The organism is Christensenella sp., from assembly GCF_034927525.1.
Classification (GTDB): domain Bacteria; phylum Bacillota; class Clostridia; order Christensenellales; family Christensenellaceae; genus Christensenella.
The window spans coordinates 1-9894 of the sequence record NZ_JAYFPU010000054.1; the positions used below are offsets into that span (position 1 = coordinate 1).

At 51.8% G+C, this 9894-nt stretch carries 14 protein-coding genes; 5 read left to right on the forward strand and 9 right to left on the reverse strand.

The annotated features are described in order from the left end of the window. The coding region (locus VB081_RS01890) for a QueT transporter family protein (protein WP_323399159.1) at nucleotides 1–284 on the reverse strand (284 nt) is incomplete at its 3' end. A 146-nt stretch (nucleotides 285–430) separates the two neighbouring features. Between VB081_RS01890 and VB081_RS01895 the strand changes: the two genes are divergently transcribed. Next, nucleotides 431–1243 carry a histidinol-phosphatase HisJ family protein gene (locus VB081_RS01895; RefSeq protein WP_323399160.1) on the forward strand — a complete coding sequence of 271 codons (813 nt, stop codon included), beginning with the start codon at nucleotides 431–433 and terminating at the stop codon, nucleotides 1241–1243. On the opposite strand, the gene VB081_RS01900 is transcribed toward VB081_RS01895, so the two are convergent. After that, nucleotides 1240–1857 carry an MBL fold metallo-hydrolase gene (locus VB081_RS01900; RefSeq protein WP_323399161.1) on the reverse strand — a complete coding sequence of 206 codons (618 nt, stop codon included), beginning with the start codon at nucleotides 1855–1857 and terminating at the stop codon, nucleotides 1240–1242. The genes VB081_RS01895 and VB081_RS01900 overlap by 4 nt on opposite strands. A 124-nt stretch (nucleotides 1858–1981) precedes the next feature. On the opposite strand from VB081_RS01900, the gene VB081_RS01905 reads away from it, so the two are divergent. Both VB081_RS01905 and VB081_RS01910 read left to right on the forward strand, forming a co-directional pair. Next, the gene (locus tag VB081_RS01905; protein ID WP_323399162.1) at nucleotides 1982–2620 is read left to right on the forward strand and encodes a TetR/AcrR family transcriptional regulator; all 639 of its coding nucleotides are present in this window, start codon (nucleotides 1982–1984) and stop codon (nucleotides 2618–2620) included. 114 nt (nucleotides 2621–2734) lie between these two features. After that, nucleotides 2735–3427 (forward strand): zinc metallopeptidase, encoded by a 693-nt coding sequence (locus tag VB081_RS01910; RefSeq protein ID WP_323399163.1) that lies wholly within the window; start codon nucleotides 2735–2737, stop codon nucleotides 3425–3427. Nucleotides 3428–3445: 18 nt separating this feature from the next. On the opposite strand, the gene VB081_RS01915 is transcribed toward VB081_RS01910, so the two are convergent. Beyond that, entirely contained in the window at nucleotides 3446–3703 is a 258-nt protein-coding gene (locus tag VB081_RS01915; RefSeq protein ID WP_323399164.1) for a DUF1294 domain-containing protein, read from the reverse strand. Between the two features lie 49 nt (nucleotides 3704–3752). On the opposite strand from VB081_RS01915, the gene VB081_RS01920 reads away from it, so the two are divergent. Together VB081_RS01920 and VB081_RS01925 are read left to right on the forward strand one after the other, a co-directional pair. Then, nucleotides 3753–4475 carry a tyrosine-protein phosphatase gene (locus VB081_RS01920; protein ID WP_323399165.1) on the forward strand — a complete coding sequence of 241 codons (723 nt, stop codon included), beginning with the start codon at nucleotides 3753–3755 and terminating at the stop codon, nucleotides 4473–4475. 11 nt (nucleotides 4476–4486) lie between these two features. Continuing rightward, on the forward strand, nucleotides 4487–4753 hold the full coding sequence (locus VB081_RS01925) for a TfoX/Sxy family protein (protein ID WP_323399166.1): 267 nt from the start codon (nucleotides 4487–4489) through the stop codon (nucleotides 4751–4753). A gap of 29 nt (nucleotides 4754–4782) precedes the next feature. On the opposite strand, the gene VB081_RS01930 is transcribed toward VB081_RS01925, so the two are convergent. From VB081_RS01930 to VB081_RS01955, 6 genes are all read right to left on the reverse strand, one after another. Then, the gene (locus VB081_RS01930) at nucleotides 4783–5433 is read right to left on the reverse strand and encodes a CDGSH iron-sulfur domain-containing protein (protein ID WP_323399167.1); all 651 of its coding nucleotides are present in this window, start codon (nucleotides 5431–5433) and stop codon (nucleotides 4783–4785) included. Between the two features lie 20 nt (nucleotides 5434–5453). Next, entirely contained in the window at nucleotides 5454–6365 is a 912-nt protein-coding gene (locus VB081_RS01935; protein ID WP_323399168.1) for an ATP-binding protein, read from the reverse strand. Continuing rightward, nucleotides 6355–7389, reverse strand: a complete 1035-nt coding sequence (locus VB081_RS01940) for a DnaD domain-containing protein (RefSeq protein WP_323399172.1) — start codon at nucleotides 7387–7389, stop codon at nucleotides 6355–6357. The genes VB081_RS01935 and VB081_RS01940 overlap by 11 nt, the downstream gene beginning before the upstream one ends. Nucleotides 7390–7404: 15 nt before the next feature. Then, nucleotides 7405–7800: a hypothetical protein gene (locus tag VB081_RS01945; RefSeq protein ID WP_323399169.1), complete on the reverse strand. Its 396-nt coding sequence runs from the start codon at nucleotides 7798–7800 to the stop codon at nucleotides 7405–7407. Nucleotides 7801–7818: 18 nt separating this feature from the next. Then, the gene (locus VB081_RS01950; protein ID WP_323399170.1) at nucleotides 7819–8736 is read right to left on the reverse strand and encodes an alpha/beta fold hydrolase; all 918 of its coding nucleotides are present in this window, start codon (nucleotides 8734–8736) and stop codon (nucleotides 7819–7821) included. 39 nt (nucleotides 8737–8775) lie between these two features. Continuing rightward, a partial coding sequence (locus VB081_RS01955) for an HD domain-containing protein (protein ID WP_323399171.1) occupies nucleotides 8776–9894 on the reverse strand: 1119 nt, incomplete at its 5' end.

Genomic DNA, 9894 nt, shown 5'->3' on the forward strand with positions numbered 1-9894 from the left:
TTGCGGATCAGCCATGTGAGTGTTGCGGCGAGAAGCGTGGCCAGACTGCCGACCACGATATCCATGACGCCGAGGCCTGCGGTATAAAGATTGGCGAGCATGCACCCGATGAACAGCCCGGGCACCGCCGCGGGCGTAAAAAACGGAAGCACACACAGCGCCTCTGAAACGCGCACCTGCACCGGCCCGTAGCTCAGTGGCGCTAAAAGCAGCGTCAGTGCCGCATAAAGCGCGGCAATCAGGCTGGCCTCGCACAAATACCGTACCTTTGACTTGTTTTGCATAACATCCCTCAACACTAACATTAAAAATAAATACAGTATAGTATAGCACATTTCCTGTGCGAATAAAACCGCTGTGCGGCTTGAACTCCCGCCCCCGGATGGTATATGATAATGGTATTGCGAAATATTGGAAAAGAGGCTTATGTATGTTTGATTACCACATCCATTCCACCGTGTCGTTCGACGGACACGACAGCATGCTCGCTTGTGCGCAGGCCGCGCGCGACAAGGGCTTTACGGACATCTGCTTTACCGAGCACCACGAGCTTGGCTATCCGTACGAGGAATCCAAGCCTGATTTTGATTTTGACCTTTACTTCAGCGAGCTTGCAAAAACACGCGCCGCTGTGCCCGAAATAAAAATACGCGCAGGTGTTGAAGCCGCGCTTCTGCCTGACTGGCTCGATCGCATCGCGGACGACATTTCCGGACGCGGGTTTGATTTTGTGATCGCTTCGCAGCATACGGCGCAGGGCGAAGACCCGTTTTTCGGCGACTTGTTCCCCGGACGCACGCTGCGTCAGGCGCAGGAAGCGTATTTGAGCGAAATGCTCAGCAATCTGCAAAATTTCAAAGGGGAGTATTGCGTGATCGCGCACATCGGCTACATCGACAAGTATTTAGACCGCTGCGATTTGCAGCCCGGCGACGCGCCCTTCCAGTACAATGATTTCCCCGACCTGATAGACGATATCCTGCTGACCGCCATCCGCAAGGGGCATGGCATTGAAGTGAACACGAGCAACTATTACATCCACGGCTACCCGACGCCGCACCCGACCATCATCAAGCGCTTTTTTGAGCTCGGCGGCGAAGTCGTGACCATTGGCAGCGACGCACACAGCGCGGACGTGATCGGACACAACTTCAAAGAAGCGCGCGAGCTGCTAAGGAGCAGCGGCGCAAAATATATCTGTACGTTTGAGGATATGAAGCCAACGTTCGTGCCCATCGGCTAGGGTTCGATTCTCTGCCGACACGGCTTGCTGTGCGCCATGCACAGCCATTCGTAATCGACTTGCTTTAGGGACGTAACCGATTCTTCCAGCATTTGCGTATTCCAGTTCCATCCGGCAGGATAAGCGACGATCCTGCCCTTTTTTCGTTCGACCAGATCGCCTGTGAACAGCACCTTATTATGCAGCATACATACATGGCCGGGCGTGTGCCCCGGGGTTTCAATGATATGGATATTTCCCACGCGCATCGTTTTGTCGTACGGCCGGATACCGCCCACCCGCTGCTTCAGCAGTAACTTCGCAATATATTTCTTTTTGCCCGGACGCGGTATTTCCCCGGTGATGTAAGGGATGTCTTTTTCGTGCGCCCAGACGATCGCCCCTGTCGCCTGCTGCAAGGCATAAAGGTTGCCTATGTGGTCGCTGTCGTGGTGCGTGAGCAGGATGTTTTTGATGTCTGTGGGCGAGACGCCCAGGGATTCCAGTTCTGCAAACAGTTTTTTACGCACGAATGGCAGGCCTGTATCGATAAGCGCAAGCGCGTCGTCCTTCACCAAAAAGCAGTGACCGCCCTTCGACGCGTCGAGCATGATCACCTTATCGTTTATTTTCATGAAAAAGCTCTCCTTTTTTCTGTTGACTTTGTCCGCCGCTCCCTTATACTGATAAGTATACCGACGGTGTACAAATTAGTATACTTACGGTATACTAATTTGTCAACAGGAAGGGACATTTTTCATGCAATTATCCAAGCGGGAGGCCGGAAAGCTGCAAAAAGAAGCGGCGATCGTTGAAAAAGCGCGGCAGTTGTTCTGCGAACACGGGTTTGAGCAGACATCCATGAATATGCTTTCGGAGCAGACCGGCTTTACCAAGCGCACGCTATACCAATATTTTGTTTGCAAGGAAGACCTCTTTTACGCTGTCATTCTGTCTGGCTACAAGGAGCTGTGGCAGACCGTGGAGCGTTCCTTAAAAGATGCTGGCGGCACAGGATTTGAGCGCCTCGAGCGGGCTTACTTTGGCTTTTACAAATTTTACCGCGAACAGCCCGGCCTGCTCAAGCTGATGGGCATGACGGGCGCGGTCAAGCAGGCGAGCGAGGGCATGGCGCTTGTGTACCGCGACCGGTATTTTACCTTTGACCAACAGATGTTTGCCTCCATCGGCACTTTGTTTGAGCAGGGACAGGAGGACGGCAGCATCCGAAGCGACATCGGGCTTGCCTACCTCATGTATTCCGCCGTATTCAGCCTGACGGGGTTTTTTCATATGCTGGGCGTTACCGGGCGCGGTTATCTTTGTGTTGCCGATATGGACGAGGAAACATTTATTGAGACGAGTCTGCGGCTGTTTCTTGATTCCCTGAAGGCCTGATGCTTCCCGCCCATTGCTTTTTGTTTATATATCATATATGGTTCATGAAAAGATGTTATAATGACGGCAGCGGGTCCGACGGCCCCTGCCGACAAAATAAAAGGAGAAAACAAAATGCCATTTTTGTTATGGTTTGACTGGACATGGCTGATCCTCATTCCCGCGTTCATCATCACGATCTGGGCGCAGGCAAGAGTCAGCTCTGCCTACAAAAAATATTCAGAAATCCCCGCGCAGAGCGGCGTTACGGGACGGGAATTTGCCCAGACGATGCTGACGCAGAACAACATTGACGGCGTGCGCGTACAGGCGGTGCAGGGCCAGATGACCGACCACTTTGACCCGCGCAACAATACGGTGAGCCTTTCAGAAGGCGTATACAACAAGCACAGTGTCGCCGCTGTATCCATCGCCGCGCACGAGTGTGGCCATGTGCTGCAGCGCTTCAAAAAGTACGGCCCTATGCGCGTGCGCAACGCGATCGTGCCTGTGGTCAACGTCGCTACAAGCCTTGCGTTTCCGCTGATTTTGATCGGTCTTTTGTTCCGTGAGAACATGGGCGTGCTGGTGGATATCGGCGCGTGGGTGTATTTTGCGGTCGTGATCTTCCAGCTGATCACGCTGCCTGTGGAGTTCAACGCCTCTAAGCGGGCTATGGAAAATATCCAGGCCTCCGGTGTATTGACCGTACAAGAGCAGGGCGAAGCAAAAAAGATGCTCAGCGCGGCTGCTATGACATATGTCGCCGCTATGCTTGCATCCTTTCTTTCCTTCCTGCGCCTGTTCCTTCTTTCGCGCAGAAGGTAACAACCAAAAAACAGCGGGTTACAGGCAATATTTAACGACCAGCGCGGTGCCTACGATCCATATCGCGCAAAACAGCGGGATCATGATGCGAAAGCTCAGATGCTTTGTTTTGTGACGGAATACAAACATGCCGACGAGGAAGCCGAACGCCCCGCCAAACGCGGACAGCAAAAATAGCGTTTGTTCACTGATTCGGCGTTTAGACCTGCGTGCGGCACGTTTATCTATAAAGCATGCCACAAAGGCAATGATATTGATGGCCAGTAAATAACACAAATAATATCCCATGATGCATTATTATAGCACGGCAAGGAGGACAAGCGCCATGAGTTTTATATCCCAACCCCTGTCGCTTTCGGGGGCGTACAACGTACGCGATTTGGGCGGTTATCCCGCAGACGAGGACAAGACGACAAAATGCAAATCGTTTTTGCGTGCCGACAGCCTAGCGAATTTAAGCGCAGACGACAGGAAGTTTTTATATGATTACGGTGTGCGGCTGGTGATCGACCTGCGCGCGGAAACGGAAACACAACGCAACCCGGACGCGATCGACCATCAGGCGATGGAATACGTAAATTTCCCTTTGCTTGACAATATCCAGTCTTCTTTTTTGCAGGGCAAGATGCCAAGCGATATGTCTGAAATGTATATACGACTGATTGAAAACAGCAAGACAACATTTGCCGCCGTACTGCGCAAGCTGGCGGAATGCGAAGGCTGTGCCCTTTACCACTGCACCGCCGGAAAAGACCGCACCGGCATCATCACCATGCTGCTGCTAAAGCTTGTCGGCGTGAGCGACGACGTTATCATTGCGGATTACAGCGTGACGGAAGAATATATGCAGCCTGTTTTTGTGCAGCAAAAAAAGATGGTGCAGGCAGCGGGAATCGAAGTGCCGGATTTTGTGTTCCAGTCAAAACCCACTTTTATGCAAAAGCTGATGGACTATATGAAAGAGCATTATAAGACGGTGGAAAAGTACCTGCTGCAGGCAGGACTGAATGAGACCGTTATTGAGCAATTAAAGCATAAATTGGTTTAGGGGGCAAGAGGATGGGCGTACTGAGCGACCTGCCGAACATCGGCGCTGTGGTAGCACAGCAGCTGAATGACGTTGGCATTCATACGGCGGAGGAATTGCGTTCTGTGGGCAGCCGCGACGCATGGCTGCGGATACAAGCGATCGACCCGGCGGCATGCTATAACAGGCTGTGCGGCCTTGAAGGCGCGATCCGCGGGATGCGCTGGCACAACCTGCCCGACCCGCTCAAAGCGGAGTTGAAGGAATTTTATTCATCACATAAGGTAAGTTGGAAATAATAAGAGAGGCTGCATGTGCAGCCTCTTTTTTATTCATCCTCCAGTTCCATGTGCATCGCGTCGCAAAAAGGCTTGTTTTGGGACTGCCCGCAACGGCACAGTGTGACCCGGTTGCGTTTTTCGTATATCGTCCCGTCCTCCAGCTCGATCTCGATGCCGCCGCGCACCCAGATAGGCCCCATTTTGCCCTCCGGTTCGTCGCATATGAGCGCGATCTCGGGCTCGAGTTCCGGCTCGACCCGCGTCCCGTCGTCCGTGATGATCGTCAGCCTGCCCGACGGGCAATCACACGCCTGCTGCACAGCGATCTCCAGATTATCCTTGTCGTTGATCAGGTTCCAGATGCTGCCGGCAACGTCGCAAAAACGCGCGACCGCGCACAGCTCTTCCTGATCGAGAAGCTCCATGCCGTCGCCCTGATAGCGGATCGCCGCTTCCTCGTACGGCCCACAGTCTGCCGTTTGTGTCCCGTCAAACCCGTGTGCGTGGCTGCCGTCGCAAAACGGCATGTGCTTGGACTGCCCACAGCGGCACAGCCGGTAGGTCTGTCCTGTTTTGATGTATTCGCCTTCGATCCAGTGCGTAGAATCGCCCTGTTCGTTCGCGCCGATCACCATTTTTTTGAGCGGAACACCTCCGCTCACTTCATAAGGACCGTCTTTTAGGATCCTGATGCGCATAGTTAAGTACCTAACCTTCTTTATTTCAGTCGCAGGTCTTGCCCGCTGAATCGAAGCGTTAGACATCTGCTGGTGTCTTTTAGCCTCGAGTATATTCTGTCGTCATATCTTTTTTGCAGATCATCGATATTTGTAGCAATGATCGTATGCTTTTTTTCTTCCAGCCGGTAATTCAGCAGATCAAAAAAATATTCTATCGTCACATTCTGCGTAATCGGCTCTGTTCCAAGATCGTCGATCATCAGCAGGTCTGCATTTTTCAAAAACGCAAGCGGGATATCTTCTCCCATACGATGCTTGAAAAAAGCTTCAAACAAGGCGTTTGAGCGGATCAGGCATGTATCGATTTTCTTTCGATTCGCTTTTGCGGCCATATTGTGCAACAGCCATGTTTTTCCCAAGCCTGTCTTTCCTAAGATAAGCATGTTTTGCTTTCTTGTAGCCGGAAAATCCGAAATGTATCGATCCCCGATGCCATACGCTATTTTCACTAAGTCAAGCTGCGTGAGATCATCTATGATCGCCTCTGTATGATCAAAGATCGTTACATCCATATCTTTGATCGCTAGGGTATCGGGATCGATCGCATGGAAAATCTGGCAATAAATCTCTTTCAAAAAGCAATTGCAATATTGTCCGTTTACAACCCCGGTATCTTCGCACACCGCGCAATCGTACGCAACAGAAATACCCTGCTCCTGTTCAATTTTTTTCTGTGTTTCCTCCAGCTCCTGAATCTCCTGATCGTACTCGTCGGAAGATCCGTCGACTAAAAAAGCACACTCTAATTTTTTTAAAAGAAGCGTGCGTTTTTTTGTTTCCAATTGTTGTATCTCTTTATTTTTTGCACGCTTGTTTTCATTTGCATGCCTTTTTCGCGCATGTTTCAACTCAAAATCGGCCAAAAGGTCGCCTATGGTTTTATTTGCCATACAGCCGCTCCATTTCCCGATATTCTTTTAATTCCTGCTGCTTTTTATCCTCTTGCGTATATTGGTGCTGCTCAAAGGACTTTTTCGTTTTTGCATCGGCAAACGCACGGCTTAAGTTCTGCTTTTTCGCCTTGTCAAGCGTATCTACGCCTTCCTCCGCCCATGCAGCCAGCACCTTGCGCATATACGAAAGCGGATCGTTAAAGAGTGAGCTTAATTCCGCCGCGTACAAAAGCACATCGTGCGAAAGCCCCTTTTCTTTTGTAAGCTGCATGTAGCTTTTGCGGTCGGCGTCGGCGATCGCTTTGGTGACGCCCGCACAATCGTACACCTGCTTGATCTTACGGTCGAGCGTGTTTTGCTTGCGCAGGTTCTTTTTGATATCTTCTTCGCTTTCGAGGCCAAGCGCCGCCCATTCCTTTAGGAGACTATCCACCGATTCGAACTTGCGGCTGCCCATATTGGCAGACTGCATACACGCAAGAAGGATCGTCGGGTGTGAAAAGCCCGCCTGTTCCCACTCGCAGTAAAATTTTTCGTAACGCGGCGTTACATTGATACGCGAATAATCAAGCGCCTTGAGGATTTCCTTGATCGCATCCCTGCGGCGCGACTGTGCGTTGAAATGCTCGCTTATTTTGCGGGAGGAGGTGATCCCCTGGTCGTACAGCGAGCGCAGGATCGCATCCAGATATTTGAAGGGCTGGTCTTTTGAGAACTCCCTGTCCTTCATCACATATTCAATGGCTTCGTGGGTAAAGCCCCATTTTTCCGTCCATTTGTTATATAGTTCCATTTCGGTCTTACCCGGATATTTGCCGTGCAGGCCCATCAGGCGCATCAGCTTGTTCGCGCCGCCGGACACCGCCTTGTGCTCTTCGATCTTTTGCTGCGCCTGCTCAAGGGTTTTGATGCCTTCCGCACTCCACGCCTCCGCGACCTTATCGAGATACGCGACGCTGATACGGCTGCCGCGCGACTGCGCGCAATATTCCACCAGCACCAAAACGACCTCCTGCGGCAGGCCGAACCCATCCGTCTAATCATAAATACTATTGAGCTCGCTCGGGGTTAAATCACGGTTTAGCACCGTGCGCAGCATATTATTGAAATTCTGCATTTCGTAAAGCGGCGCGCGTTTCTTTTTGCCGGTTTCTTCCTCACGCGGTTTGCCGGCGACGAGCTCGTACCGGGAACCGTTTTTGACCATCAAGCCTTTTAGACACCAATAGTTGAGCGCAGCTTCGATCTGCGTAAACGACATATGAAGCTCGTCCTCTAACTCTGTTTCCGCCAGCTGTCCGCCGCCGTTTGCCAGATAGAGTCCATAAAGAAACACCTTCACGTATTCCGCGGGCGCGTCGCACATATATTTTTGAATAAAAACAGTGGGTACAGGTAAAAAAGCCTGTTCATCCAGCGTAAATTTGATCATGTTTTACTTTCCGCCCTTTTATGCTTCCTCGGTCATTGGCTGCTTTTGCGCCAAACAAAATTTCACGACTGCTTCATTGACTTTTTCCGGCTTCTCCTCGTGCACAAAAAAGCCGCAGTTGCGCACTGTGAGTACGCTGCCGTTCGCGATGGGCAGCTTCAAAAACTCACCGTCGCCGCCGCCGGTGATCTTGTCTTCTGAGCCGAGCACCACAAGCATGGGGGTTTTGAGGGTATGCACGTTCGCCACTACCCCGTCGTCAATAAAATTCCCGATGCACATCTTTGAAATAACTTTAAAGTCACGATCCATCAGGCCTGCTGCATATTCGTTCACCACTTCAGGCGTCACCAGCGTACGGTCGAAGTAGCAATCCTCAAGCGTAGCGCGTATCGCGCTTTGGTTGAGCATCATTTTACCTGCTGTCGTTCCGAGCGCCGACTGCAGCCCTTTGCCCCGTCCCGCGCTTGCGCCCACCGACACCATCGGCGAGACCAGCACAAGCTTTTTCGTCCGCTTGGGGTTGTGTATCGCAAAATCGAGCACATATACAGCGCTTTCACCAAACGCACAAAAATGTGCGGCCGGCAGTTCCATCACGTTCATAAACGCTTCGATGGTCAGCGCGAATTCTTCGATGCTATAGCTCATCTGCGGCTTGCCGGAAAAGCCATGACCCGGCAGGTCTACCGCGTATACGTGAAAATGCTCCGAAAGCTCGCGGAAGTTTTTCCGCCAGGTATACAGCGACTGCCCGATCCCGTGTACCATAATGAGCGGCTCGCCTTCGCCCGCTTCGTAATAGTGTATGGGGAGGCGCACGTCCTGCACTTCCTCTTTTCCACGATCGTCGATATACGTATCAAATTCCACTTCGGCGTATTCGCCCATGTGTTCCCTGTTTAAAAAGTTTTTGATGCTGATCTGTTCAAACACGTTTGTTTCCCTCCAACTGCAACGGGTCGTTTGGCGGCCTTATTGCCGCCCATCCTCCGCTCCGTCACGCGCATTTACTATTTTAGCATATCTAAGCAAACTTTTGTAGTTATTTTGAGACGGTTTTTTTACCGCATACTCGTGCAGCTGCGAAAGCAGCATACCTATCCGCTTTCCCTGCGGTATGCCCAGCTCGTTTTTCAGGTCGTTTCCGCTGATGGCAAGGTTCTTTTTGTCGATGGGCGCATTTTGATCGAGCAGCTCTTTTAATATCTCCCGCCACTTTTGTGCGGAGAGTGCCGGATTTCCCTTGCCTGATCCGGCAAAATCTGCCTCACGCACGTCGATGAGCCGCAAAAATTGCCGCTCTCCAAGCCTGGTGATCAAACGTGCCACCGCTTTTTTACCCGCTGTGTTGTTTAGGTCGAACATATGGTTTTCCACCAGCTCGCCCACTGCCGCTGCGACGGCTTTTTCGTACCGCAGGCCTGCGACCGCATTTTCGCTCATCGCCCTGCCTAGCCGCTCGTGCCCGTACATCCTGCCCCCGCGCCTGAGCGCTTCCGGTTTTCCAATATCGTGCAGCAGTCCGGCAAGCCGCGTCACAAGGTCGGGCGGCGTACATGCGCATGTCCTAAGGCTGTGCTCCAGTACGTCGTACGCATGGTAGGTGGCGCTTTGCTTCACGCCGTCACCCTCCAAAAGCCGCGGGAAGATAAAACGGAACGCTCCCAAGTCTTTTAGCAGGTACAAGCCTTTCAGCACGGCGCCGCTTACACCGTATGCCGCGTCGGACAAAAGTATTTTCGTAAATTCGTCGCGGATACGCTCTTTCGAAATATCCGCAAGCTGGTGCGCGTATTTTTGGGCGCACGCATAGGTTTCCTCTTCTATTGTAAACCCAAGTTGACAACTAAAACGCACCATTCGCAAAATACGCAGTGCATCCTCGCTGAGCGTGTCATCACACACCTGCACGATTTTTTTGTCACACAGCGCCGCAAGGCCTCTTTTTGTCGGGTCGAGGACGTTCCCATCTTCGCCCGCATACAGCGCGTTGACCGTGAAATCCCTGCGCAGCGCGTCCTCGTTTATATCCGTTGTAAACACGACGTTTTGCGGCACATGCGCACCGCCCCTGCCATAGTTATCGCAGCG

Bases quoted from the DNA above. Each gene is read 5' to 3' on its own strand.
- VB081_RS01910 (WP_323399163.1), top strand. From the start codon at position 2,735: ATGCCATTTTTGTTATGGTTTGACTGGACATGGCTGATCCTCATTCCC.
- VB081_RS01905 (WP_323399162.1), top strand. From the start codon at position 1,982: ATGCAATTATCCAAGCGGGAGGCCGGAAAGCTGCAAAAAGAAGCGGCG.
- VB081_RS01930 (WP_323399167.1), bottom strand. From the start codon at position 5,433: ATGCGCATCAGGATCCTAAAAGACGGTCCTTATGAAGTGAGCGGAGGT.
- VB081_RS01920 (WP_323399165.1), top strand. From the start codon at position 3,753: ATGAGTTTTATATCCCAACCCCTGTCGCTTTCGGGGGCGTACAACGTA.
- VB081_RS01945 (WP_323399169.1), bottom strand. From the start codon at position 7,800: ATGATCAAATTTACGCTGGATGAACAGGCTTTTTTACCTGTACCCACT.
- VB081_RS01925 (WP_323399166.1), top strand. From the start codon at position 4,487: ATGGGCGTACTGAGCGACCTGCCGAACATCGGCGCTGTGGTAGCACAG.
- VB081_RS01935 (WP_323399168.1), bottom strand. From the start codon at position 6,365: ATGGCAAATAAAACCATAGGCGACCTTTTGGCCGATTTTGAGTTGAAA.
- VB081_RS01895 (WP_323399160.1), top strand. From the start codon at position 431: ATGTTTGATTACCACATCCATTCCACCGTGTCGTTCGACGGACACGAC.
- VB081_RS01900 (WP_323399161.1), bottom strand. From the start codon at position 1,857: ATGAAAATAAACGATAAGGTGATCATGCTCGACGCGTCGAAGGGCGGT.